At 70.8% G+C, this 22,850-nt stretch carries 23 protein-coding genes and 1 pseudogene; 8 read left to right on the forward strand and 16 right to left on the reverse strand.

Features of this window, described 5'->3' with window-relative positions; translation table 11 throughout:
- Nucleotides 1-56 precede the first annotated feature (56 nt).
- Nucleotides 57-1,511: an amino acid permease gene (locus WAT24_RS15500; protein WP_336808803.1), complete on the forward strand. Its 1,455-nt coding sequence runs from the start codon at nucleotides 57-59 to the stop codon at nucleotides 1,509-1,511.
- A 342-nt stretch (nucleotides 1,512-1,853) separates the two neighbouring features.
- On the opposite strand, the gene WAT24_RS15505 is transcribed toward WAT24_RS15500, so the two are convergent.
- Nucleotides 1,854-2,186, reverse strand: coding sequence for a high-potential iron-sulfur protein (locus WAT24_RS15505; RefSeq protein ID WP_336808804.1), 333 nt, complete (start codon nucleotides 2,184-2,186; stop codon nucleotides 1,854-1,856).
- A 164-nt stretch (nucleotides 2,187-2,350) separates the two neighbouring features.
- Here WAT24_RS15505 and WAT24_RS15510 point away from each other — a divergent pair, with 164 nt between their 5' ends.
- The 4 genes from WAT24_RS15510 to WAT24_RS15525 all read left to right on the forward strand — a co-directional run bounded on the left by WAT24_RS15510 (nucleotide 2,351) and on the right by WAT24_RS15525 (nucleotide 5,396).
- Nucleotides 2,351-2,995 (forward strand): methylthioribulose 1-phosphate dehydratase, encoded by a 645-nt coding sequence (locus WAT24_RS15510; protein WP_336808805.1) that lies wholly within the window; start codon nucleotides 2,351-2,353, stop codon nucleotides 2,993-2,995.
- Nucleotides 2,992-3,546 (forward strand): 1,2-dihydroxy-3-keto-5-methylthiopentene dioxygenase, encoded by a 555-nt coding sequence (locus WAT24_RS15515; protein ID WP_336808806.1) that lies wholly within the window; start codon nucleotides 2,992-2,994, stop codon nucleotides 3,544-3,546. The genes WAT24_RS15510 and WAT24_RS15515 overlap by 4 nt, the downstream gene beginning before the upstream one ends.
- Nucleotides 3,547-3,705: 159 nt before the next feature.
- Nucleotides 3,706-4,392, forward strand: a complete 687-nt coding sequence (gene mtnC / locus WAT24_RS15520) for an acireductone synthase (protein ID WP_336808807.1) — start codon at nucleotides 3,706-3,708, stop codon at nucleotides 4,390-4,392.
- A gap of 8 nt (nucleotides 4,393-4,400) precedes the next feature.
- Nucleotides 4,401-5,396: a C13 family peptidase gene (locus tag WAT24_RS15525; protein ID WP_336808808.1), complete on the forward strand. Its 996-nt coding sequence runs from the start codon at nucleotides 4,401-4,403 to the stop codon at nucleotides 5,394-5,396.
- Nucleotides 5,397-5,411: 15 nt separating this feature from the next.
- Here WAT24_RS15525 and hisIE read toward each other — a convergent pair whose 3' ends face one another.
- The 9 genes from hisIE to WAT24_RS15570 form a co-directional block, all read right to left on the reverse strand.
- Entirely contained in the window at nucleotides 5,412-6,035 is a 624-nt protein-coding gene (gene hisIE / locus WAT24_RS15530; protein ID WP_336808809.1) for a bifunctional phosphoribosyl-AMP cyclohydrolase/phosphoribosyl-ATP diphosphatase HisIE, read from the reverse strand.
- 144 nt (nucleotides 6,036-6,179) lie between these two features.
- Nucleotides 6,180-6,950, reverse strand: a complete 771-nt coding sequence (hisF, locus tag WAT24_RS15535) for an imidazole glycerol phosphate synthase subunit HisF (protein WP_336808810.1) — start codon at nucleotides 6,948-6,950, stop codon at nucleotides 6,180-6,182.
- Nucleotides 6,951-7,020: 70 nt separating this feature from the next.
- Nucleotides 7,021-7,749, reverse strand: a complete 729-nt coding sequence (locus tag WAT24_RS15540) for a 1-(5-phosphoribosyl)-5-[(5-phosphoribosylamino)methylideneamino]imidazole-4-carboxamide isomerase (protein ID WP_336808811.1) — start codon at nucleotides 7,747-7,749, stop codon at nucleotides 7,021-7,023.
- Nucleotides 7,746-8,330, reverse strand: a complete 585-nt coding sequence (gene hisH, locus WAT24_RS15545) for an imidazole glycerol phosphate synthase subunit HisH (RefSeq protein ID WP_336808826.1) — start codon at nucleotides 8,328-8,330, stop codon at nucleotides 7,746-7,748. The genes WAT24_RS15540 and hisH overlap by 4 nt, the downstream gene beginning before the upstream one ends.
- A 65-nt stretch (nucleotides 8,331-8,395) precedes the next feature.
- On the reverse strand, nucleotides 8,396-9,460 hold the full coding sequence (hisB, locus tag WAT24_RS15550) for a bifunctional histidinol-phosphatase/imidazoleglycerol-phosphate dehydratase HisB (RefSeq protein WP_336808812.1): 1,065 nt from the start codon (nucleotides 9,458-9,460) through the stop codon (nucleotides 8,396-8,398).
- Between the two features lie 145 nt (nucleotides 9,461-9,605).
- On the reverse strand, nucleotides 9,606-10,664 hold the full coding sequence (gene hisC / locus WAT24_RS15555) for a histidinol-phosphate transaminase (RefSeq protein WP_336808813.1): 1,059 nt from the start codon (nucleotides 10,662-10,664) through the stop codon (nucleotides 9,606-9,608).
- On the reverse strand, nucleotides 10,661-11,980 hold the full coding sequence (hisD, locus tag WAT24_RS15560; protein WP_336808814.1) for a histidinol dehydrogenase: 1,320 nt from the start codon (nucleotides 11,978-11,980) through the stop codon (nucleotides 10,661-10,663). Before hisD ends, hisC begins: the two co-directional genes overlap by 4 nt.
- Nucleotides 11,977-12,873 carry an ATP phosphoribosyltransferase gene (gene hisG, locus WAT24_RS15565; protein WP_336808815.1) on the reverse strand — a complete coding sequence of 299 codons (897 nt, stop codon included), beginning with the start codon at nucleotides 12,871-12,873 and terminating at the stop codon, nucleotides 11,977-11,979. Before hisG ends, hisD begins: the two co-directional genes overlap by 4 nt.
- Nucleotides 12,870-13,202: a YerC/YecD family TrpR-related protein gene (locus WAT24_RS15570; RefSeq protein WP_336808816.1), complete on the reverse strand. Its 333-nt coding sequence runs from the start codon at nucleotides 13,200-13,202 to the stop codon at nucleotides 12,870-12,872. The genes hisG and WAT24_RS15570 overlap by 4 nt, the downstream gene beginning before the upstream one ends.
- 309 nt (nucleotides 13,203-13,511) lie before the next feature.
- Between WAT24_RS15570 and WAT24_RS15575 the strand changes: the two genes are divergently transcribed.
- The 3 genes from WAT24_RS15575 to WAT24_RS15585 are packed head-to-tail and all read left to right on the forward strand — an operon-like array spanning nucleotide 13,512 to nucleotide 16,315.
- The gene (locus WAT24_RS15575) at nucleotides 13,512-14,411 is read left to right on the forward strand and encodes a sensor histidine kinase (protein WP_336808817.1); all 900 of its coding nucleotides are present in this window, start codon (nucleotides 13,512-13,514) and stop codon (nucleotides 14,409-14,411) included.
- Between the two features lie 17 nt (nucleotides 14,412-14,428).
- Entirely contained in the window at nucleotides 14,429-15,913 is a 1,485-nt protein-coding gene (locus WAT24_RS15580) for a DUF7125 family protein (RefSeq protein ID WP_336808818.1), read from the forward strand.
- 6 nt (nucleotides 15,914-15,919) lie between these two features.
- The gene (locus WAT24_RS15585) at nucleotides 15,920-16,315 is read left to right on the forward strand and encodes a response regulator (RefSeq protein ID WP_336808819.1); all 396 of its coding nucleotides are present in this window, start codon (nucleotides 15,920-15,922) and stop codon (nucleotides 16,313-16,315) included.
- A 55-nt stretch (nucleotides 16,316-16,370) separates the two neighbouring features.
- Here WAT24_RS15585 and lpxK read toward each other — a convergent pair whose 3' ends face one another.
- The 6 genes and pseudogenes from lpxK to WAT24_RS15615 form a co-directional block, all read right to left on the reverse strand.
- Complete coding sequence (gene lpxK / locus WAT24_RS15590; protein ID WP_336808820.1) at nucleotides 16,371-17,369, reverse strand: tetraacyldisaccharide 4'-kinase; 999 nt, start codon at nucleotides 17,367-17,369, stop codon at nucleotides 16,371-16,373.
- Nucleotides 17,362-19,119: a lipid A export permease/ATP-binding protein MsbA gene (gene msbA / locus WAT24_RS15595; RefSeq protein WP_425605314.1), complete on the reverse strand. Its 1,758-nt coding sequence runs from the start codon at nucleotides 19,117-19,119 to the stop codon at nucleotides 17,362-17,364. Before msbA ends, lpxK begins: the two co-directional genes overlap by 8 nt.
- 14 nt (nucleotides 19,120-19,133) lie before the next feature.
- Entirely contained in the window at nucleotides 19,134-19,562 is a 429-nt protein-coding gene (locus WAT24_RS15600) for an ExbD/TolR family protein (RefSeq protein WP_336808822.1), read from the reverse strand.
- A gap of 7 nt (nucleotides 19,563-19,569) precedes the next feature.
- Nucleotides 19,570-20,223, reverse strand: coding sequence for a MotA/TolQ/ExbB proton channel family protein (locus WAT24_RS15605; RefSeq protein ID WP_336808823.1), 654 nt, complete (start codon nucleotides 20,221-20,223; stop codon nucleotides 19,570-19,572).
- A gap of 97 nt (nucleotides 20,224-20,320) precedes the next feature.
- Complete coding sequence (locus WAT24_RS15610; RefSeq protein WP_336808824.1) at nucleotides 20,321-22,627, reverse strand: DNA internalization-related competence protein ComEC/Rec2; 2,307 nt, start codon at nucleotides 22,625-22,627, stop codon at nucleotides 20,321-20,323.
- 124 nt (nucleotides 22,628-22,751) lie between these two features.
- Nucleotides 22,752-22,850, reverse strand: a pseudogene (locus WAT24_RS15615) (IS481 family transposase); the annotation flags it as partial.

Genomic DNA, 22,850 nt, shown 5'->3' on the forward strand with positions numbered 1-22,850 from the left:
TCGAACGAACCTTCCGGCACGGTGCGAACCGTGCCGGTTTCATGTCCGGAATGCCCATGCTGAAGCAGCTGCTTGCCCGCAAGACCGATTTCACCGCCGACCTCGACGACAGGCACGGCCCTACCCTGCGGCGCACGCTGGGCCCGTGGGGATTGACGGCGCTGGGCATCGGCGCGGTGATCGGCGGCGGCATCTTCGTGATCACCGGCCAGGCCGCGGCCGAGCATGCGGGCCCCGCGGTGATCCTGGCCTTCGTGATCGCCGCGATCTGCTGCAGCTTCACCGCACTCTGCTACGCCGAGTTCGCCACGCTGATCCCGATGTCCGGCAGTTCGTACTCCTACGCCTACGCCACGCTGGGCGAACTGGTGGCCTGGTTCATCGGCTGGAACATGGTGCTCGAGTACGGGGTTTCCGCCTCGGCGGTGGCGGTGAGCTGGACCGGCTACTTCGTCAGCCTGCTCGACCACGTCGGCATCCACCTGCCGCCGGCCCTGACCAGCGCGCCACTGGCCTACCAGGGCGGCCACCTGGTCGCCACCGGGGCGCTGTTCAACCTCCCCGCCGTCGCCATCGTGCTGGCGCTGACCTGGCTCTGCTACGTCGGCATCCGCGAGTCGAGCGGCGCCAACATCGCCATGGTGCTGCTCAAGGTCGGCCTGATCGTGGTCGTGATCGTCGCCGGCTGGAAGTACGTCAACCCGGACCTGTGGCATCCCTTCATCCCGGCCAACGAGGCGCCGGAGCGGTACGGCTGGTCGGGCATCATGCGCGCGGCCACCCTGGTCTTCTTCGCCTATATCGGCTTCGAGGCGACCTCGACCGCCGCGCAGGAGGCGAAGAACCCGCAGCGCGACCTGCCAATCGCCACGCTCGCCTCGCTGGCCATCTGCACCGTGCTCTACGTGGGCATGGCGGCGGTGATCACGGGCCTGCTGCCGTTCAAGCTGCTGTCCACCGCCGAACCCGTGGTCACCGCGGTCAAGGCACATGCGGAGCTCGAGTGGCTGCGCTGGCTGGTGGAGGTCGGTGCGCTGATCGGTCTGTCCTCGGTGATCCTGGTGATGATCATCGCGCAGCCGCGCATCTTCATGATCATGGGCCGCGACGGCCTGCTGCCGCCGGTGTTCGCCCGGATCCATCCGCGCTACCGCACGCCCCATATCAACACGGTGATCACCGGCCTGGGCATCGCGGCGCTCGCCGCCGTGTTCCCGCTGGACGTGCTGGGCGACCTGGTATCGATGGGCACGCTGATCGCCTTCGTCGCGGTCTGCGCCGGCGTGCTGATCCTGCGCCACACCCGCCCCGACCTGCCGCGCACCTTCCGCGTGCCGTGGGCCCCGGTGACCTGCGTGCTCGGCGTGCTGAGCTGCCTGGCGCTGCTCTACTGGGAGAACTGGTACCAGTGGCTGATGCTGGGGATCTGGACGGTGCTGGGCCTAGCGATCTACTTCGGCTACGGCCGCCGGCACAGCCAGCTGCGCGAGGCTGACTCGCGGGCGTCCTGAGCGTTGTCAGCCAATCGCCGGGGAACGCGACAATTCGCCGGAATTTACGCTTTTTTAATGACGGACCCGACCGACAGGCGAACACAACTTTTCGTGTCAAGTCGTTGATTTTCCGCGGCTTAACGGAAGTTTTTCGAGAAAAATCCGCCTACCGACCGCCCGCAAGGCCCCTCACGGGAGTATCATCCTAGGTCCGAGGGTTGATCACTTGGCAGTGGGCCCCGGATCGCCGCCCGGCGCGTCAGGCGGGTCAGCTCCTCAGCCTGACGCGTCCGGGCAGCACTTTTCAGGACGGCCGCACGGCCACCCCTCCCCCGTTACCTGCGATGCGGGTCTGCGTACTCAGGCCTTCCGGGTCGTGTGCGACACGCACCAGCCCTGCGCGTTGACCGACTTGCCGGGGAACAGCTGGCAGGGACCGTAGCCCGTGGTTCCCGTGCCCGTGTAGAACTGGCAGTTGGCGCAGACATCCCCCGGCTTGTGCTTGGGATTCTTCGACTTGCTGGCGTCCTCGACGTAGTCGAGCGCCTTGGCCGTGGGATCGGACTCGGACACGTGCGGCAGGTCGGCCGCGCGCCCGACGCGCGGCAGACCCACGACCGCCGCTGCCGCCGCGGTGCCGACCGCGACCTTGAGGAATCGCCTGCGCGATTCGGATGTGCTCTCTTGAGTCATCTTGACGAACCTCCGTTGTTTCCGCCGTCCGCGGGTGCGGCGGCCTACCCGGATGGTACGCTGACGGCGTCAATGCAAGCTGACTTGCGAGAACGACTCGCATTCATCGATGGCTGCCCGGCCCGCGTGCTATAGTCGCCTGCCGTTTGGACGTCCAAATCACCATGCAGGACCTCCCCTCCTCCGTCGAACCCGCCCGCTTCGCGCTTTGCGCGGACGCGATCGCCGAGGCCGCGCGCGAGCTGGCGGCGCTGGGCTGGACGCCGGCCACCAGCAGCAACTTCTCGATGCGGGTGAACGACGAACTGGCCGCGATCACCATTTCCGGGCGCGACAAGGGCCGGCTCGGCCGCGAGGACATCATGCTGGTCGACATGGCCGGGCACGCGGTCGGCACGCCTTCCCGGCCCAGCGCGGAGACGGCGCTGCACACCCAGGTCTACCGCCGCCTGCCGCACGCGCAGGTGGTGCTGCATACCCACTCGCGCACGCAGAGCGTCGCCTCGCGCCTGTTCGCGCAGGCCGGACTGATCCGGCTGGAAGGCTGGGAGCTGCAGAAGGCCATCACCGGCTACACCACCCACGACAGCGTGCTCGAGGTGCCGGTCTTTCCCAACACCCAGCACATGCCCGAGCTGGTGGCGCGGGTGGATGCCTGGCTGGACGCCGGCAGGCCCCTGCACGCCTACCTGATCGACGGCCACGGCATCTACACGTGGGGCGCCGACATGGCCGAGGCGCGGCGTCACCTGGAAGCCCTGGAATTCCTGCTCGGCTGCGAGCTCGACCTGAGGAGACTGTCGGCATGAGCCGCCTGCGCATCTACGACGAAACCCGGCCGTCCGCCCCCCTGTCGGTACATACCGCGCCGGCCGACATCGCCCGCGAGCTCGGCCGGGTCGGCGTGCGCTTCGAGCAGTGGGAAGCCAGCGCCCCGGTCGCTCCCGGCGCCAGCCAGGAGGAAGTGATCGCCGCCTACCGCAGCGACATCGACCGGCTGATGCGCGAGGAGGGCTACCAGTCGGTCGATGTGATCAGCCTGGTGCCCGACCACCCCGACCGCGCCGCGCTGCGCCGGAAGTTCCTCAGCGAGCACACCCACAGCGAGGACGAAGTGCGCTTCTTCGTCGCCGGCAGCGGACAGTTCACGCTGCACATCGGCGGCAAGGTCTACGACGTGCTTTGCGAGGCCGGCGACCTCATCGGCGTGCCGGACGGCACGCCGCACTGGTTCGACATGAGCGAGTCGCCCTACTTCATCGCCATCCGGCTGTTCACCAACAAGGAAGGCTGGGTCGCCAATTTCACCGGCACCGACATCGCCGACCGCTTCCCGCGCATGGAGCCGTCCACGCGCTGAGCCCCGGCCCGGGTAGGAGCGGGCTTGTCCGCGATGCCTTTCGCTCCAGTGCCATACCGAAAACGAGGCGCATCGCGTGCAAGCTCGCTCCTACCCGCCTCGGCCATGGCTGGTGCGGCCGGCGTTATGCTTGACGGCCGCTCCCTTCACCTGCCGCCCATGACCATCATCCGCGCCATCGTCACCGACATCGAGGGAACCACCAGCTCGATCCGCTTCGTCAAGGACGTGCTGTTTCCCTACGCGCGCAAGCGCCTGCCCGCCTTCATCGAGACGCACGTCGATCAGCCCGAAGTGCAGCACTGGCTGCACGAGGCGGCGAAGGAGGCCGGCATCGTCGAGGCGAGCCGCCAGGAGATCATCGAACTGCTGCTCGCCTGGATCGACCAGGACCGCAAGTCCACCGCGCTCAAGGCCCTGCAGGGCATGATCTGGCAGGAAGGCTACGAGGCCGGCGACTACCGCGCCCACGTCTATCCGGAAGTGGCCGCGCGGCTGCATGCGTGGCGCGCGGACGGGCTGCACCTGTACGTGTATTCCTCCGGTTCGGTGCAGGCCCAGCGCCTGTTCTTCCGCTACAGCGAGGCCGGCGACCTGACGCCGCTGTTCGCCGGTTACTTCGATACAGAAACCGGCCCCAAGCGCGAAGCGGCGTCCTACGCGAAGATCGCCGAAGCGATCGGCGAGCGGCCGGAACACATCCTGTTCCTTTCCGACGTCGCCGAAGAACTGGACGCGGCGCGGACGGCCGGGCTGCAGACGGGCTGGCTGCTGCGCGCGCCTGCGACGGTCCCGCCGCAGGCGCGCCATCGTGCCTACGCCGACTTCGACGCGATCGAGGTCTGAGACGCACGATGCGCGCCGGTCTGATCGCCCTGCTGTCATTCGCCGCCGGCGTGCTCACGATGCTGGCGGTACAGGGGTGGTCGCCCCGGCCCCACCCTGCCGCCAGTCCACACGCTCCCGTGGTGCAACCCGCGCCGGCGGCCAGCGCGCTGCTGGATACCGCCGAAGCGCCGGCTGCGCCCGAGGACGACTGGCCGGAGCAGGCGCCCACGCCCGAGCAAGTGCTCTATGCCCAGCCGCGCCTGCTGGACACGGCGCTCGCCAAGCTCGGCCCGCGCGTCCCCGGCACGCCGAACCTGTACCTGCTCGCCTTCGCCGGCGACGGCAGCGAGGATGTCTTCCACAACGAGGCCGAGTACGCCGCGCGCCTGTTCACCCGCCGCTTCGGGCCTACCGCGCATGCGCTGGTGCTGGAGAACCATCCCGATACGCTGGCCACCCACCCGCTGGCGACCTGGAGCAACCTGGAAAGCGCGCTCGACGGCCTGGCCCGCGTGATGGATCCACGGCAGGACATCCTGCTGCTCTACCTCACCACCCACGGCAGCGAAGACCACAGCCTGCTGGTCGACATGGACCCGCTGCCGCTGGACCAGATCGGCGCCGAGGATCTGGCCGCGATCCTCAAGGCGCGTCCGTTCAAGTGGAAGGTGGTGGTGGTCAACGCCTGCTATTCGGGCGGCTTCGTGCCGCCGCTGCAGGGGGCCGGCACGCTGGTGCTGACCGCCGCGCGCAGCGATCGCAGCTCGTTCGGCTGCGGCAACGATTCGGCGGCAACCTATTTCGGACGCGCCTGGCTGGTCGATGCGCTGAACCACACCGACGATTTCACGCAGGCGTTCCGGCAGGCCTCCAGCGAGGTCGCCCGCTGGGAGAAGCAGGATGGCCTGCTGCCCTCGGAGCCGCAGATCTCGGCCGGGGACGGCATCGCCGCGCAGCTGGCGAAATGGCGCGCGGGGGTGAAGCCGGGCGCGCCGGTAGCGTTCCGTCCGGACACGCGCTGAGCGCGTACCCCTCGCTCAGCCTGCCTGGACCGGTGCGTGCCGGCCGGCGAGCACCTGCGCGAGGTCGGCCAGACCAAGCCCGCGCGCGCGCAGCAGCACGGCGAGATGGAACACGAGGTCGGCCGCTTCGCCCAGCAGGGCCTCGTCGTCCTGCGCCACCGCGGCGAGTGCGGTTTCCACCCCCTCCTCGCCCACCTTCTGGGCGATGCGTCGCACGCCGCCCTCCAGCAGCCGCGTCGTGTAGCTGCCGGCCGGGCGTTCGGCCGCGCGCTGTGCAACCAGCGCATCCAGCTCGGCCAGGAACGCGAGCGGCGGCTGCGCGCCGTCGCCGAAGCAACTGCGCGTGCCACGATGGCAGGTCGGACCGGCCGGCTCGGCCAGCACCAGCAGCGTGTCCGCGTCGCAGTCGGCCCGCAACGCCCTGACATGCAGCACGTTTCCGGAGCTTTCGCCCTTGGTCCACAACCGCCCCTTGCTGCGGCTGTGGAAGCTCACCAGGCCGCTGGCGCGCGTGGCCGCCAGCGCCTCGGCATCCATGTAGCCGAGCATCAGCACTTCGCCGGTCAACCAGTGCTGCACGATGGCGGGCACCAGGCCCCCGCCCTTGCCGAAATCGAGCCCTTCGAGCCCCTCATTCATCACGCCACCTCGTTGGTCGACCGGCTCATCGGCTGGTTCCGGCTGCTTGGTTCTGTAGTAGGGAGCTTGCTCGCGGTTTCTCCCCGCGCACGAAGCAGAAGCGTCTGGCAAGCCCGCTCCGGCATGGTCGTGGACCCCGCGTCGCTAGACGCGCACCGCCACGCCCTGGCCGGCCAGCCACCGCTTCAGCGCCGGCACCTCGATGACGCCCGAGTGGAACACGCTCGCGGCCAGCGCACCGTCCACGTCGGCGCGCTCGAAGACGTCGAGGAAATGCGCCTCAGCCCCGGCGCCGCCGGAGGCGACCAGCGGCACCGTGCAGACGGCGCGCGCCTGCGCCAGCTGTTCCACGTCGTAGCCGCCGCGTACGCCGTCGCTGCCCATGCAGTTGAGCACGATCTCGCCGGCACCCAGGTGCTGCGCCTCGACGATCCAGTCCAGCGTGCGTCGCGGCAGCGCCTGCGTGCGGCCGGGGTCGCCGGTGTACTGGCGTACCCGCCACTCGCCGTCGGCATCGCGCAGCGAGTCGACGCCCACCACGACGCACTGCACGCCGAACGCCTCGGCCAGCTCGCCGATCAGCGCCGGTCGCTCCAGCGCGGGCGAGTTGATCGAGACCTTGTCCGCCCCCGCATGCAGCACCGTGCGCGCGTCTTCGATGCTGCGGATACCGCCGGCGACGCAGAACGGGATGTCGATGACCTTCGCCACGCGCTCGACCCAGGCCCGGTCCACCGCGCGGCCTTCCGGACTCGCGGTGATGTCGTAGAACACCAGCTCGTCGGCGCCCGCATCGCGGTAGCGCAGTGCCAGCTCGACGATGCCGCCGACCACCGCGTGATCGCGGAAGCGCACGCCCTTGACCACCTGGCCGTCGCGCACGTCCAGGCAGGGGATGATGCGCCGGCTCAGCATGGACGGTCCCCGGCAGCTGTCTCCCCCGCGCGCGAGGCTCGGGATGCGTACGCGACGAATCGGCATGCCTTCATGTGGCCAGTGCCCCCGCCAGGGTGAAGCAACCCTCGAGCAAGGCCCGGCCGAGGATCACCCCGCGCGCACCGGCCTCCCGTGCGGCGCGGATGTCCTGCACTGAGCGCACGCCCCCGGAAGCCTGCACCTCCAGGGCGGGGGCGATCTGCGCCAGGTGGCGGTAGAGCGCCAGGTTGAAGCCGGCCAGCATGCCGTCGCGGTCGATGTCGGTGCACAGCAGATGGCGCGCGCCGTGTGCCGCGTACCAGGGCGCGAGATCGTCGAGCGTGCGCGCCTCGGCCCGGGTCCAGCCGGCGCTGGGCAGCATCCAGCGGTCCTCCGACCAGCGCGTGTCCAGCGCGATGGTGAAGCGCTCGCCGCCGTGGCGCGCGATCCAGTCGGCGACGCGTTGTGGCTCGCGGATCGCCACGCTGCCCAGCACCACCCGCGAGACGCCGGCATCGAACAGGCGATGCACGTCGGCCACCTTGCGTACGCCACCGCCGGCCTGGATCTTGAGCCCACTGCGGGCGACGGCCTCGATCACCGCGAGGTTCGCCAGGCCGCCCTCGCGCGCCCCGTCCAGGTCGACCAGGTGCAGCCAGCGTGCGCCGGCCGCGGCGTAGGCATGCGCCAGCGCGAGCGGCTCCTGCGCATAGACGGTCTGGCGTGCGTAGTCGCCCTGGGCCAGGCGTACGACCTGGCCTCCACGCAGGTCGATGGCGGGGATGACGTCGAAGTTCATAGCGAGAGGAAGTTGCGCAGCAGGCGGGCGCCCACCGCGGCGGAACGCTCGGGGTGGAACTGCATGCCGAAGAAGTTGCCGCGGCCGATCACCGCGGAGAACGCCTGGCCGTGCTCGGCGCTGGCCAGCGTGTCGTCGCCCACCGGCACCGCGTAGCTGTGTACGAAATAGGCCTGCGCGTCGTCCGCCAGCCCGTGCAGCAGCGGATGCGGACGGACCGCGCACAACCGGTTCCAGCCCATGTGCGGCACGCGCAGGCCGGGCGACGGCGCCAGCCGGCGCACCGTCGCCGGGAACAGCCCGAGGCAGTCGGTGTCGCCCTCCTCCGAGTGCGCGCACAGCAACTGCATGCCCAGGCACACGCCCAGCACGGGCTGGATCAGTCCGCGCAGCAGCTCGACGAGGCCGAGCGCGCGCAGCCGCGCCATCGCCGGGCCGGCGGCGCCCACTCCCGGCAGGATCACCTTGCCGGCCGAGCGGATGAGCTGCGGGTCGGCGGTGAGCGGCGCCTCCACGCCCAGCCGCTGCAGGGCGTAGCGCACCGAGCCGATGTTGGTGCCACCGGCATCCACCAGCACCACCGGCGGGGAGCCCGGTCTCCTGCTTTCCCCCGGCAGGGCCGCGGACACGGCGGCGGTCGTCGCGTTCACAGGGCCCCCTTGGTGCTGGGCAGGTCGCTGCCGTCGCGGCGCACCGCCTGGCGCAGCGTGCGCGCCACCGCCTTGAAGCAGGCCTCGACCATGTGGTGCGCGTTGTCGCCACGTACCGAGAGGTGCAGGTTGGCGCCCAGCGCCTCGCACAGCGAGCGGAAGAAGTGCGGTACCAGCTCGGTCGGCAGTTCGCCGACCCGCTCGCGCGGGAAGCCGCCCTCGAACACGAAGTACGCTCGCCCGGAAAGATCCAGCGCGGCGCTGGCGAGCGACTCGTCCATCGGCAGGGTGAAGCCGTAGCGGCCGATGCCGCGTTTGTCGCCCAGCGCCTGGCGCAGTGCCTGGCCCAGCGCGAGTGCGCAGTCTTCCACGGTGTGGTGTTCGTCCACCCGCGTGTCGCCCGTGCAGGCGAGCGTCAGCGCGAAGCCGCCGTGCTTGCCGATCTGCTCCAGCATGTGGTCGAAGAAACCCAGTCCGGTATGCGCCACCGGCTCGGCCGCCCGGTCCAGATCCACGCTCACCTCGATCGAGGTCTCGCGCGTACGGCGCGCGACGGTCGCGATGCGCGGCGCATCCAGCAGCCGGTGCGCGACCTCGTCCCAGGCCAGCCCGAGCGGTCCGACGCGGAAGCCGCGCACACCCAGGTTGGCGGCCAGTTGCAGGTCGCTCTCGCGGTCGCCGACCACCGCCGACGCGGCCCGGCTCCAGCGGTCGTCCGCCAGGTAGTGGCGCAGCAGGCCGACGCCCGGCTTGCGGGTGTCCAGGCCCTCGTGCGGAAAGCTGCGATCGACGAGCACCTCGCGGAACGTGATGCCCTGCGAGGCGAGGATGCGCAGCAGCAGCGCCTGCGGACCACGAAAGTCCTCCTCGGGGAAGCTGGGCGTGCCCAGGCCATCCTGGTTGGTGACCATGACCAGCTCGTAGCCGGCGGCCACGCAGCGCTGCAGTGCGCCGATCACGCCCGGCAGCAGGTCGAGCTTGGCGTAGCTGTCGATCTGCTCGTTCGGCGGCTCCACGATCAGGCAGCCGTCACGGTCGACGAAAAGGAGCTTGCGGCTCATGGGCGCCCCCTGACGCCTACGCCACCGTTCCGTGACGGCAGGGCCGAGTTCGCCCGCGACGCTTTCCGACGTGCGTCCAGGGTCGGAACGAGGGCATCGCGGGCGGGCTCGCTCCGGCCCCGCGGACCCGGGCGATATGCATCGATCATGGCCGTGCCCCCAGCGTCGCCAGCACGCGGTCGTTCTCCGCCGGGGTGCCCAGCGTGATGCGCAGCGCATCGCCCAGTCCCGGATAGCGGCGCAGGTCGCGCACCACGATGCCGGCCTCGAACAGGCGCCGGTACGCGGCGCCCGCATCGTCGAAGCGGACGGCCAGGAAGTTGGCCTGCGAAGGCAGCACGTCACGCACGCCGGGCAGCCGGCGCAGGGTCGCGCCCATGCGCTCGCGTTCCGCGCACACGGCGGCGATCCGCTCGCGCGCGGCGGCCTGCCCCGGCGCCGAGAGCGCGGCCAGCGCCGCCGCCACGCAGGGCGACGGCAGCGGATAGGGAGGCATGATCCGGCGCAGCAGCGCGATGACGTCCGCCTGCGCCAGCAGGCAGCCCACGCGCGCGCCGGCCAGGGCCCAGGCCTTGGACAGCGTTCGCAGCACGGCGAGGTTCTCGTGATGGTCGATCAGGCCGGCCACGCTGCCTGCATCGGAAAACTCCACGTAGGCCTCGTCCACCACCAGCAGCGCGCGCCCGGCGAGCGCCCGTGCCAACCGCCGGATCGCCATTGCCGGCACCGGCTGGCCGGCAGGGTTGTTGGGCGAGCAGACGAACACCAGCTTCACCGCCGGGGTCAGTGCCGCCAGCACCGCATCCACGTCCAGCGTGAAGTCGCCGGCCAGCGGCACCTCCACGAGTCCCGCCCCCTGCACCCGCGCGCAGACGGCATACATGCCGAAGGTCGGCGGCTGGACCAGGACCGCGTCCTCGCCCGCGCGACAGAACGCGCGCACGAGCAGGTCGATCGCCTCGTCGCTGCCGCGCCCGACCAGCACCTGCGCGGCCGCCACGCCGTAGAGCGCGGACAGCGCCTGGATCAGCGCGGCCGGCTGCGGGTCGGGGTAGCGATGGCAACCCAGCCCCTGGTCGCCGTAGGGCGCCCAGGCCGATTCGTTGGCGTTGAGCAGCACCTGCCCGCCGGCGGCCTCCATGCGCGCCGAGGAATACGGCACCAGCGCGCGGATCTCCGCGCGCGCCAGATCCAGCACGCTCATGCTTGCGCCTCCGCCGGCGACTCGAGCGCGGCCAGCCGCAGCGTCACCGCGCGACGGTGCGCTTCGAGCTGCTCCGCCGCGGCCAGCGTCGCGGTACACGGGCCGATCGCCCGCAGGCCGTCGGCGGTGAGCTCCTGCACGGTGATCTGCTTCTGGAAGCTCACCACCGACACGCCGCTGTAGCTGCGCGCGTAGCCGTAGGTCGGCAGCACGTGGTTGCTGCCGCTGGAGTAATCGCCCACCGATTCCGGTGTCCAGGCGCCCAGGAACACCGAGCCTGCGCTTTCCACGCCGGCGAGCAGCGCCCGCGGCGCCGCCACCTGCAGGATCAGGTGCTCCGGCGCGTAACGGTTGCTCACCGCCAGCGCCTGCTCGAGCGAGCTCACCTCGATCAGGCGGCTGCGCGCCAGCGCCTGGCGCGCGATGTCCGCGCGCGGCAGGCTCCCGCACTGGCGCGCGATCTCCGCCTCCACCCGGTCCAGCAACGAAGCGGACGGGCTGACCAGCAGCACCTGCGAATCGGGACCGTGCTCGGCCTGCGACAGCAGGTCCGCCGCGACGAAGGAGGCGTCGGCAGCCGCATCGGCGATCACCAGCACCTCGGACGGGCCGGCGGGCATGTCGATGGCGGCGCCCTGCGGGTCGATCGATACCTGCAGCTTGGCCTCGGTGACCCAGGCGTTGCCCGGGCCGAACAGCTTGTCGCAGCGGGGCACGCTGGCGGTGCCGTAGGCCATCGCGGCGATCGCCTGCGCGCCGCCCAGCTTGAACACTCGGTGTGCACCGACCACCCGCGCCGCGAACAGCACGGCCGGGTCGCAGCGCCCGTCCGGCTGCGCGGGCGAGCACAGCACGATCTCGCCGCAGCCGGCGATGCGCGCCGGCAGGCCCAGCATCAGCGCAGTGGAAGGTAGCGGCGCGCTGCCGGCCGGCACGTACAGCCCGACCCGCGCGACTGGCCGCAGCACGCGCTCCACGCGCACGCCCGGCGCGGTGTCCAAGCCGACCGGCTGCGGCGCGGATGCGCGGTGGAACGCCTCGATCCGTGCAGCCGCCTCACCGATCGCGGCCTTCAACGCCGGATCCAGCGCGGCCTCGGCTTCGTCCATCTCCGTGGGCGTCGCCTCGAGGCGGTCCAGGCGACGACCCTCGTAGGCCTCGCTGAAGCGGTACAGCGCATCGTCGCCGTGGCTGCGCACCGCCGCGATGATCCGCGCCACGCCCTCGCGCAGTTCGTCGCCGCGCGCCTGCGCCGGCCGCGCCAGCGCCTCGGCACGGCCGGCCTCGTCCAGGCGGTTCCAGTCCAGCCGCTTCATGCCAGCATCCTCTCCACCGGCAGCACGAACATCTCGCGCGCGCCGGCCTTCTTGATCTCTTCCAGCTGGCGCCAGCTCACCTCGCCCGCGCACAGCGCCTGCAGCATCACCTGGTCCGGCTGGCCGGCCAGCGGCAGCAGCGTGGGCTGCGGCCCGCCCGGCAGCAGGCGGGTGATCGCCTCCAGCGAGCCACGCGAGGCCTGCAGCAGCAGCAGGCGCGACTCGCGCACCTGGATCACCCCGTCGATGCGCTTGAGCAGCAGCCCGACCAGGTCGCCGCGCTCATCGGCCGGCAGCACCTGCGGCCCGACCAGCAGGGCTTCGCTTTCCAGCAGCACGTCGGTCTCGCGCAGCTGGTTGGCGGCCAACGTGCCACCGCTCTGCACCAGGTCGCAGATCGCGTCGGCGGTACCGAGCCGCGGTGCGATCTCCACCGAACCGGCCAGGGTCACCACACCCGCATCGATGCCGCGCTCGCGCAGCCAACGGCCGAGCAATCCCGGATACGAAGTCGCGATGCGCTTGCCGGCCATGCAGACGGGCCCGGCGTAATCCATCTCCTGTGGCACCGCCAGCGACAGCCGGCAGCGGCCGAAGCCCAGGGCGCGCCACTCCGCAAGCGCCACCGCGTCCTCGCGTCCGGCCGTGAGCTGGTACTCGTTGAGCACGTTGCGCCCGACGATGCCGAGGTCGCACACGCCCTGCGCGATCAGCCCGGGAATGTCGTCGTCGCGCACCAGCAGCAGGTCGACCGGTTCGCCCTCGCCGAAGCAGAACAGCTTGTCGCGGCTCTGCCGGAAGGCGAGGCCGCAGCGCATGAGCAGGTCCTGCGCCGGCTCGGTCAGCCGGCCGGACTTCTGCATGGCGATGCGCAGACGATCGCGCGGCCTCATGGCGAGACCTTCGCCAGCTTGCGCTTGCGCGCCGCGCGCGCCGCCGCCGCAAGGTAGCCGCCGTTGCCCTGATTGAGGAAGCGCGCGACCCGTCCGATGGTGGTGATGCTCACCCCGGTCCGCTCGTGGATCTCCCGGTAGGACAGTTCCTCCAGCAGGTACGGCACCACCCGCCAGCGGTCCACCAGCGCCTCCAGTTCCGCCGGCGTGCACAGGTCGTGCAGGAACGCCTGCATCTCGTCCACGTCGCGCAGCGCCAGCAGCGCCTCGCACAGGCTGCGCTCCACCGATTCGCTCGGGGTTTCGGGGTCGATCGCTCGTCGCTTCATCGTGCTAATGCGCTAGTACAATGGATCGCACTCTACAGCGGCGGGCGCGATGAGGCAAGGCCCGGATCGCAGCGCGCCATCCGGCCATCAGGATCTCCCGGCTTCCGGACGCCGGCGCCTGCCGCAAGGCGAGGCCACCGGCGGACAGGGATTCCACTCGTGGCCCCCGCGCGCCTTCGGAACGAGCGGCCGACGGTGCCGACGCCCCTTGCACAGGGCTTGCCGTCGTCCTTTCCGGGGCGGTTTCGGGCACTATAGGCAGGTGGGACACGCCCGGTTTACCGGTCTTCGACGCGCCTGGACGGCTTGATGACCAACCGGCGTCGACGGCAGCCCGGCGCAGGCCCCGACGCCGACCTGGAGTCACGGTTCGTTTGCCAGCCCGCGGCTTCTTTTCGCACTGCAGCGCGTCGGCTGCTGCTACAAAAACCAAGGGCGGTTCGGGATTTGAGTTCTTCCAACGACGACGCTTCCATCGTGCACGAACTGCGCAAGGCGATCGCCGTGCGCGACGATTTCATCGCGATCGCCGCACACGAGCTGCGCAACCCGATGACGCCCATCGCCGGACAGGTCGAGCTGCTGCTCTCCCGCGCCCGGCGCGAAGGCGCGTCACCCGCGCTGATCGCGGGCCTGGAGCGGCTGGAACTGGCGATCGCCCATTACCTGCGTCGCGCCACGACCCTGTTGGAGGTTTCCCGCCTCAATGCGGGGCACATCCGCCTGCAACCTTCCACGTTCGACATGGCCGAGCTCGTCGAACTCATCACGCGGAACTACCAGGTGCTGGCCGAACGTGCGGGATCCGTGCTGCAATGCCACGCCGAGCCCCGGGTGGTCGGCACATGGGATCGGCTCTCGAGCGAGCAGGTGCTCGACAACCTGCTCTCGAACGCGATCCGGTACGGCGCCGGCAAACCCATCCGGGTCGAGCTCGCGCGAGTCGCCGAGGGCATCGTGCTGAAGGTGCGCGATCAGGGCGTCGGCATCCCGGACCACGTGCAGGCGCGCATCTTCGAGCGGTTCGAGCGAGGCGGGATGGACCGCACCAGCGGCGGCTTCGGAGTCGGCCTGTGGCTGGTGCGCCAACTGGTCGAGGCGCAAGGCGGCAGGATCGAGGTCAGGAGCCGGCCGTCCCGGGGCTCGACCTTCGTCGTGCAGTTGCCACGCGACATCACCCCATACCAGCGAGCGGACATTTCGCAGTGACCAGAGCAGACCCGACCTTGCAGCGTATCCCGACCGGCGTTCCTGGGCTGGACCACATCCTGAACGGTGGGTTGTTCGCCGGCGCGGTCTACATCGTGCGCGGATCTCCCGGCGCGGGAAAGACCATCCTGGCCAACCAGGTGTGTTTCGGCCACGTCGCCCAGGGCGGCCGCGCGCTGTTCGTCACGCTGCTTGCCGAAAGCCACGCGCGGATGCTGCAGCACATGGCGGAGATGGACTTCTACGACGCGGCGGTCATCCCCGGCTCGCTGTACTACGTGAGCGCCTTCCGCACGCTCGAGGAAGAAGGCCTGAAGGGCCTGATGGACCTCCTGCGCCGGGAAATCCGGTCGCACCGGGCCAGCCTGCTGGTGCTGGATGGCCTGCTGGCGGTGGAGGAGACGAGCACGTCCGACCGCGAGTTCCGCAAGTTCATCCACGAGTTGCAGGCCCACGCCGCGCTGGCCGACTGCACCGTGCTGCTCCTGACCAACGGCAGCCGGGCGGAGTACCACCCGGAACACACCATGGTCGACGGCCTGATCACGCTCGACGACGTGCCCTACGGAAAACGGCGCCAGCGCGAGCTGGAGATCAAGAAGTTTCGCGGCTCGGCGTCCCTGCGCGGCCGCCACCCGTTCCGCATCACCAACGCCGGCATCGTGCTGTTTCCGCGGCTGGAAGCCTTCCTCCCCGCGGGCACGAACGACGGGCCCGGCCGGCGCATGTCCACCGGCATACCCGACCTCGACGGGATGATGGCCGGCGGGCCGCTGCGTGGCACGTCCACGCTGCTGCTGGGTGCGAGCGGTGCGGGAAAGACCACGCTGGGCACTTCGTTCCTCGGCCGCTCGAGCGCCGACGAGCCCGGACTGCACTTCGGCTTCTACGAGACGCCCTACCGGCTCATCGCCAATGCCGCGGCGATCGGCCTGCACCTGCAGCCACTGGTGGATGCCGGGCATCTGCGTATCGTGTGGCGGCCACCCACCGAGCAGGTGCTGGACGACCTGGGCAACACCCTGCTCGACGCCGTGAGGCGGTACTCCGTCAAACGCCTGTTCATCGACAGCCTCGGCGGATTCATCTCGGCCGCCGACGCGCCGGAACGCCTGTCGGCGTTCTTCGCCGCACTGACCGACGAGCTGCGCGCCATGGACGTGACCGCGTTGATCGCGGTGGAGACGCCGAACCTGGTCGGGCCGGACATCCGCGTGCCCATCGACGGTGTCTCCGCGTTGGCCGAAAACATGGTTCTCCTGCGCTATGCCGAATATCGTGCCCGCCTGTACCGGCTGATCTCGGTGCTGAAAGTCCGCGGCGGCGGCTTCGATCCGCGCGTGCGCGAGTTCGAGATCAGCGATGCGGGCGTGCACCTGCGCGACAGTTTCCGGGGCGCCGAGGGCCTGCTGTCCGGGTACGGCCATCCGGGCCCGGGCGAGCCACCCGGCATCCAGCCCCGGCCCGCGGGGCACGATGCTTCGCCGCCGAAGCGGGGCTGAGTTCCCATGCGCACCGTTCTCGTGGTCGACGACGAATACGGCGTGGCCGAAGTGCTGGAGGCCTTGCTCCAGGACGAAGGCTACCGGGTGGTCACCGCCATCAATGGCCGCCAGGGGCTCGATCGTGCGATCGAGACGCCCCCGGACCTGATCTTGCTCGACGTGATGATGCCGATCATGGGGGGCGCCGCCATGCTCGAGGCCTTGCGCGCCCATCCCGCGCTGGGCCAGGTGCCGGTGGTGCTGATGAGCTCCCTCGACGAGGCGGCGGTGCGGGAAAGCTGCCACGGCTACCGCGCGTTTCTGCGCAAGCCGTTCCGCATGGCCGAAGTGCTGGTGCTGCTCGAACGGCTGCTCCCGCCGGATGCCCTTGCGCTACCGGAGGTTCCCGGGGGCGCATAGCGCCGTTGCGATGGGCGGTTGCTCCTCGTCCCGGCCCCTGATGCAGGCGCGCCGTTCAGCCTTCCCTCGCCGCGGCAATGCGGCCAGCAAGGGCGTCGTAGAACTCCTTCGGCAACTCCGCGTGCACCGGCACCCGCCACCACCCCGGCCGCGCGAAGCGCCGGCACTTGATGGCGTCCTTGTCGGTCATCAGCACCGGCAGGTCGTCACCGAAGTGGAAGTCGGCGGGGACGAAGGCGTGGTGGTCGGGAAAGGCGTGCTCGACCGGCAGGATGCCGTAGGCGCGAAGGCTGTCGAAGAAGCGCGCGGGATGGCCGATGGCGGCCACCGCATGCACGCGCTGGCCGGTGAAGGCGGTCAGCGGCTGCTGGCTGTCGTCGGCAAGGGCGCGGGCCTGGCCGCCGCGCAACTGCATGGGATAGGCGCCCATGCGCTCGCCGCCGTTGCAGACGCGCAGGTCCGTGGTGACCAGGCGGATCAGCGGCTCGCGCAGCGGGCCCGCGGGCAGCAGGCGGCCGTTGCCGAAGCCGCGCACGGCGTCGATCACGCAGACCTCCACGTCGCGCCCCAGCCGGTAGTGCTGCAGCCCGTCGTCGGCGATCACCACGTCGCAGCCGGCGCCGACCAGCAACCTGGCGGCGGCCGGCCGGTCGCGGCCGACCGCGACCGGAATGTCGTGCGCGCGGATCAGGCAGGGCTCGTCGCCCACGTCGGCGGGACTGGACGCCTCGCCGAGCAGGACCGGCCCGCGCTGGCTACCACCGTAGCCGCGGCTCACCACGCCCGGGGCGAACCCGCGCTGGCGCAAGGCCTGCGCGATGGCGATGGTAAGTGGCGTCTTGCCGGTACCACCGACGGTGAGGTTGCCGATCACCACCACCGGCACTGGCAGGCGCACGCTGCGCAACCATCCGCGCCGATACAGCGAGCGACGCAGGCCGGTGGCCGCGCCGTACAGCCATGAGAGCGGGCGCGTCCACCAGGGGGTGTCGCCCTCGCCATACCAGCCCTGCTCCAGGCGCCGGGCCAGCGGTGGACGGCCGGCGTCAACCATCGTCCTGCTCGTGGAACTGCATGCGGTGCAGCGCGGCGTACTGGCCGCCCAGGGCGAGCAGCTCGGCGTGCGTGCCGCGCTCGACGATCCGGCCCTGGTCCATCACCGCGATCTGGTCGGCGTGCTCGATGGTGGAGAGCCGGTGCGCGATGACCAGCGTGGTGCGGTCGCGCATCAGGCGCTGCAGGGCCTGCTGGATCAGGCGTTCGGATTCGGTATCGAGCGCGCTGGTGGCCTCGTCCAGGACCAGGATCGGCGCGTTCTTGAGGATTGCGCGGGCGATCGCCAGGCGCTGGCGCTGGCCGCCGGAGAGCATGTTGCCGCCCTGCCCGATCGGGCTGTGGATGCCTTCGGGCATGCGTCGGATGAACTCCATCGCGTTGGCGGCCTCGGCAGCGGCGACGATGTCCGCCTCGCTGGCGCCGGCCAGCTCGCCGTAGGCGATGTTCTCGGCCACCGTGCCGTCGAACAGCACCACACTCTGCCCCACCCAGCCGATCTGCCGGCGCAGGGAGGCCAGCGTGTACTCGCGGTAGTCCTTTCCGTCCAGCACGATGTGCCCGTCACTGGGCTCCAGGAAGCGCGGCAGCAGGCTGACCAGGCTGCTCTTGCCGCTGCCGGAGCGGCCGACCAGCGCGGTCACGGTACCCGGCGCGCAACGCAGGTCGACACCGCGCAGGGCTTCGGTCTCGGCGCGCGGATAGCGCAGGCGGACGCCTTCGAAACGCAGGTCGCCGCGGGTATGCGAGAGCACCAGGTGGCCGGTGTCCTGTTCCGGCGGCATGTCGATGACCTCGAACAGGTCCTCGGCCGCCGAGATGCCACGCTGGATGTTTGCCTGCACGTTCGCCAGCCGCTTCAGCGAGGGCATCATCGCGCCCATCGCGGTCAGCACGGTCACGAAGACGCCCGGCGAGATCGCGTCGATCACCTGCGGCCGGGTCGCCAGGTAGACCAGCAGGGCCAGCGCGAGCGCCGCGACGGTCTGGATCGCGGTACTCGAGCTCGCGCTGGTCGTGGCGATCTTCATGTTGAGGCGGCGCGCGCGATGGGACACGTCGGCGAAGCGCAACGCCTCGTGCCGTTGCCCGCCGTACACCCGCACCTCCCGATGCGCATTCACCGATTCGCCGACCGCGCCGGTGACCGAACCCATCGAGCCCTGGATGCGGCGGCTGATCTGGCGATAGCGGCGGCTCACCACGGTGGCGACCAGCGCGATGCCGGGAGCCATCATCAGCAGCGTGAGCGAGAGGTAGGCGCTGTTGCTCAGCATCACGTAGAGCATGCCGATCACGGTGACGCCTTCGGTCACCACGACCTTGAGCGCATCCGTGGAAGCGGACGCCACCTGTTCGCTGGTGTAGGTGATGCGCGAGATCTGCTGTCCGGACGGCTCGTTGCCGAAGAAGGCGGCCGGCAGCCGCAGGTAGGCCGCGAACACGTCCGCCTGCATCGCCTGCACCACGTTGCGACCCACGTAGGAAATGCCGTAGTTACTGACGAAGGTGCCCAGGCCGCGGACCGCGAAGATGCCGACGATCCAGATCGGCATCCAGAAGATCAGGTAGGGATCCTTCTTCGCGAACAGGTCGTCGATCATCGGCCTGAGCTTCTGCGTGAACGCCGCCAGCGCCCCGCCGTCGACGGCCATGCCCAGTACCGCGACCAGCCCGATCGCCCACCAGCGCCGCGTGTAGCCGAGCAGCCGCTTGTAGACGCGCAGGGTGTCGGCGTCCCAGATCGCCACCTTCCGCGCTGCCGTCAACGCGGGGACTCCTGACTGGGCGTGGTGGCGATGGACAGGTGCGTGAAGCCGAGCTGGCCGAGCGCATCCATCGCGGTGACCACGTTCTGGTGCGGGGTCATCGCGTCGGCGCGGATGGTGACCGCGCGGTCACGATCCGCGCCGGCCACGCGGGCGATCGCCTGCTTGAGCGGATCGACGCCCTCGCCCATCACCTCGTCGCTGCCCACGTAGAAGCGGCCGTCGCGGTCGATCATCACGGTCAGTGCCGGGGCCTGCATGTCGCGGTCCTCGACGCTCGCCTGCGGCAGCGTGACCTGCAGGCGGGAGTGCTGCACGAAGGTGGTGGTCAGCACGAAGAACATGAGCAAGGTCAGCAGCACGTCGATCAGCGAGATCACGTTGATCTCGAAGTCGTCCTGCCGACGGTCGGAACCGATACGCATGCGTGCCTCAGCCGGCAGTGGAGGCCGAAGCGGCGCGACGCGGGCGCGCCAGCGGGGTGGCGGCGTCGGTCAGCTCGTCCAGCAGCGCGGTGGCCTGCTTCTCCATCTCGATGCAGTAGCCGGCGACCTTGGAGCGGAAATAGCGGTGCAGCACGTAGGCCGGGATCGCCACCACCAGGCCGGTCGCGGTGCAGATCAGCGCCTCGCCGATGCCGCCCGCCATCCTCGTCGGGTCGGCCATGCCGCCGCCCATGACCTGCATGAACATGCGGATGAGGCCGATCACGGTGCCGAGCAGGCCCAGCAGCGGTCCGATCAGGGCGATGGTGCCGAGCGTGTTGAGATAGCGCTCCATGCGATGGACCACGTGGCGACCGGTATCTTCGATACGCTCCTTGATCTGCTCGCGCGGGCGATTGCGCACCGCCAGTGCGGCGGCGAGCAGTTCGCCCAGCGGCGAACCGGCGGCGAGCGCCTCCAGGTGTGACGGATCAAGCTGGCCGCTGCGCGCCCACTGGCGCACTTCCTCGCCCAGCCCCTCGGGCAGGACCGCCTTGCGGCGCAGGGTCCACCACCGTTCCAGCACGATCGCCAGGGCCACCGCGGAACAGACGAGGATGGGGGCCATCGCCCATCCGCCAGCCATCAGAATGTCGAGCACTGCCAAACTCCCGCCAGGGCAAATCACGAGGGGAGGCGGCATCATAGCAGTCCCGTCAGGGGGTTCCGCGGCGCGCTTGGCAGTTGCGGGCGGCGCTTCACTCGCGCCAGTAGCGCGGCCGGCGCTGGCGCCAGGTGACCGTGACGGCGGGCGGGTGGCCCGGCGGCGCATCCACCTCGATCGCCCCACGCTCGGCGGTGCCGAGCAGGGGTACGCGGGCGGCCGCATAACGCGCCACGACCAGCGGGTGCGGATGACCGAAGCGGTTGTGCCAACCGGCCGAAACCAGCGCCAGGCGGGGGGCGACGGCCGCGATGAACGCGGGATCGGAGGAATAGCGGCTGCCGTGGTGCGGCACCACCAGCACGGTGGGCCGCGGCGGGCCCAGCGCCGCGGCCACCTCCGGCTCGATGCGGCTACCGATGTCGCCGGGCAGCAGCAGGCGCCCGCCGGCACCGTCCACCGCCAGCACGCAGGAGCGGTCGTTGCGCCGCGCCGCCGCGCCGGCCCTGGGTGACAGCACGCGGAAGCGCACCCCGTCCCAGTTCCATGCCTGCCCGGCCAGGCAGGCCCGCATCGGCAGCGGCATGCGGGCGGGTTCGCCGGCGTAGCGCAAGGCCTCGGGAAAAGCCTCGGCGACCACCCGGGCACCGCCGGCGTGGTCGTTGTCGGCGTGGCTGATCATCAGCAGGTCGAGCCGGTCGATGCCGAGGGCATGCAGCGCGGGCAGCACCACCGCCTCGCCCAGATCGAACCCGGACGGATAGCGTGCCCCGGCGTCGTAGACCAGGGCGTGGTGCCGGGTGCGCACGACCACCGAAAGCCCCTGCCCCACGTCCAGCACCCATACACGGAAACCGCCCTCGGCGGGCGGATGCCGTACCGGCCACACCAGCGGCAGGAACAGCAGTAGGCCCAGCATGCGCAAGGGCGCGCCACGCGGCGCGAACAGCCACAGCGCGCCGGCGACCGCCAGCGCGAGCGCCCACGGCTGCACCTCCGGCAGGTACCAGTGCGCACCGGGCCACTGCGCCATCCGTTCCAGCAGCCACCACTGCGCATGCGCGCAGGCGGCCGCCAGCCGCAGCACCGGCGCGGCAGCCGCCGGCAACACCAGCAGCGCCAGCACCCCGAGCAGCACGCAGGGCACGATCACGAAGCTCACGAACGGCACCGCGACGAGGTTGGACAGCGCACCCACCAGCGAGGCCTCGCCGAAGAACCACAGCGTCAGCGGCAGCAACGCCACCGTCATTACCAGCTGCCCCGCCGACAGCTCGCGCAGGAAGCCCCCTAGCCCGTGCGCGCGCCCGTCGAGGCAGAGCATCAGGAACGCCACGCCCACGAAGGACAGCCAGAAACCCGCCGACAACACCGCCAGCGGGTCGGCCAGCAGCATCGCCACCAGCGCCAGGCCGAGCGTCTGCGCACCGCCGAGGGCGCGCCGGCTGCAGCGGGCCAGCGCCACCACGGCGATCATCAGCAGCGTGCGCACCGTCGGCAGCCCGAACCCGGCCAGCGCGCCGTACAGCCCGGCCGACAGCAGCGCCGCGGCCGCCTGCGCCGGCAGCCGCGGCAGGCGCAGGGCCAGAGCCGGCCACGCCAGGTACAGCAGCCGCACCAGGGCGATACCGAACAACGCGGCCACGCCCACGTGGAACCCGGAAATGGCGATCAGGTGGGGCACACCGTTGGCGCGCGCCACCTCCCAGTCGTCCTGGTCCAGGCCGCGCGTGTCGCCGATGGAGAAGGCCTGCAGCAACGCGGTGTCGTGCGGGTCCGGTACCCGCGCCGCGATGCCCTGTGCGAGCCGCTCGCGCAGGCCGTCCACGCAGCGGGTCTGCCCCAGCGCGTGGTTGCCGCCGTCCTCGCGCACGTAGCCGACCGCCGCGATGCGCCGTTCCAGCGCGGCCCGCTCACCGTCCAAACCGCCCGGGTCGAGCAAGGTGCGCGGCCGTCGCAAGCGCAGGCGCAGGTGCCAGCGCGTGCAGGCCGGGAGCACCGGCGCATCCTCGTACCAGCTCAGGCGCACCCGGCCATCAAGCGGAACGGGCCGCCCGTCCAGGGTGGCGCGCTCGATCTCGAACACGAAGCGCGTGGCGTCGCTGCGCACCTGGGCCAGCCCGGAAATCCTGCCGACGACCTCGAAGTCGCGCCCTTCCAGCGCCCGCGGCAGGCGCAGGTCCAGGGCGAGCGCGCCGCGCCAGATCGCCCAGGCCGCACCGAGCAGCACCAGCGCCGGCAGGCGCAGACGCGGCCAGCGCAGGCTGGCCCCCAGCACGACCAGCCCCGGCAGTGCGCTCCCTACCGGCGGCGGCAGCGCCGGCAGCCACTGCACCGCCACCACCCCCAACAGCAGGGCGACGCCGAGTGCCGCCGCGCCGGGCCTCCGTGCCTCGTGCATCCCGTCCTCCATGGCGAGCACCCAGCCTAACGGGTGGCGGCCTCCGGGAGGGCTGAAATGCGTGTAGGGGAATGACGGAAGGCGCTTCGACTTCGCCCCTGCGGGCTACGCCGAGCGCGAACGGCTAGCTGTGTAAACCCACCAGGTTGTTCATGGCAATGCGGGTGATAGGAGGCTGGTAGTCAACGCTGGCATGCGGACGGTGCCAGTTGTATTGATGCAG

The sequence above is a fragment of the Fulvimonas yonginensis genome, from assembly GCF_037137055.1.
Taxonomy (GTDB): Bacteria; Pseudomonadota; Gammaproteobacteria; order Xanthomonadales; family Rhodanobacteraceae; genus Frateuria_A; species Frateuria_A yonginensis.

Bases quoted from the DNA above. Each gene is read 5' to 3' on its own strand.
- WAT24_RS15500 (WP_336808803.1), top strand. From the start codon at position 57: ATGCTGAAGCAGCTGCTTGCCCGCAAGACCGATTTCACCGCCGACCTC.
- WAT24_RS15505 (WP_336808804.1), bottom strand. From the start codon at position 2,186: ATGACTCAAGAGAGCACATCCGAATCGCGCAGGCGATTCCTCAAGGTC.
- WAT24_RS15510 (WP_336808805.1), top strand. From the start codon at position 2,351: ATGCAGGACCTCCCCTCCTCCGTCGAACCCGCCCGCTTCGCGCTTTGC.
- WAT24_RS15515 (WP_336808806.1), top strand. From the start codon at position 2,992: ATGAGCCGCCTGCGCATCTACGACGAAACCCGGCCGTCCGCCCCCCTG.
- mtnC (WP_336808807.1), top strand. From the start codon at position 3,706: ATGACCATCATCCGCGCCATCGTCACCGACATCGAGGGAACCACCAGC.
- WAT24_RS15525 (WP_336808808.1), top strand. From the start codon at position 4,401: ATGCGCGCCGGTCTGATCGCCCTGCTGTCATTCGCCGCCGGCGTGCTC.
- hisIE (WP_336808809.1), bottom strand. From the start codon at position 6,035: ATGAATGAGGGGCTCGAAGGGCTCGATTTCGGCAAGGGCGGGGGCCTG.
- hisF (WP_336808810.1), bottom strand. From the start codon at position 6,950: ATGCTGAGCCGGCGCATCATCCCCTGCCTGGACGTGCGCGACGGCCAG.
- WAT24_RS15540 (WP_336808811.1), bottom strand. From the start codon at position 7,749: ATGAACTTCGACGTCATCCCCGCCATCGACCTGCGTGGAGGCCAGGTC.
- hisB (WP_336808812.1), bottom strand. From the start codon at position 9,460: ATGAGCCGCAAGCTCCTTTTCGTCGACCGTGACGGCTGCCTGATCGTG.
- hisC (WP_336808813.1), bottom strand. From the start codon at position 10,664: ATGAGCGTGCTGGATCTGGCGCGCGCGGAGATCCGCGCGCTGGTGCCG.
- hisD (WP_336808814.1), bottom strand. From the start codon at position 11,980: ATGAAGCGGCTGGACTGGAACCGCCTGGACGAGGCCGGCCGTGCCGAG.
- hisG (WP_336808815.1), bottom strand. From the start codon at position 12,873: ATGAGGCCGCGCGATCGTCTGCGCATCGCCATGCAGAAGTCCGGCCGG.
- WAT24_RS15570 (WP_336808816.1), bottom strand. From the start codon at position 13,202: ATGAAGCGACGAGCGATCGACCCCGAAACCCCGAGCGAATCGGTGGAG.
- WAT24_RS15575 (WP_336808817.1), top strand. From the start codon at position 13,512: ATGACCAACCGGCGTCGACGGCAGCCCGGCGCAGGCCCCGACGCCGAC.
- WAT24_RS15585 (WP_336808819.1), top strand. From the start codon at position 15,920: ATGCGCACCGTTCTCGTGGTCGACGACGAATACGGCGTGGCCGAAGTG.
- lpxK (WP_336808820.1), bottom strand. From the start codon at position 17,369: ATGGTTGACGCCGGCCGTCCACCGCTGGCCCGGCGCCTGGAGCAGGGC.
- WAT24_RS15600 (WP_336808822.1), bottom strand. From the start codon at position 19,562: ATGCGTATCGGTTCCGACCGTCGGCAGGACGACTTCGAGATCAACGTG.
- WAT24_RS15610 (WP_336808824.1), bottom strand. From the start codon at position 22,627: ATGCACGAGGCACGGAGGCCCGGCGCGGCGGCACTCGGCGTCGCCCTG.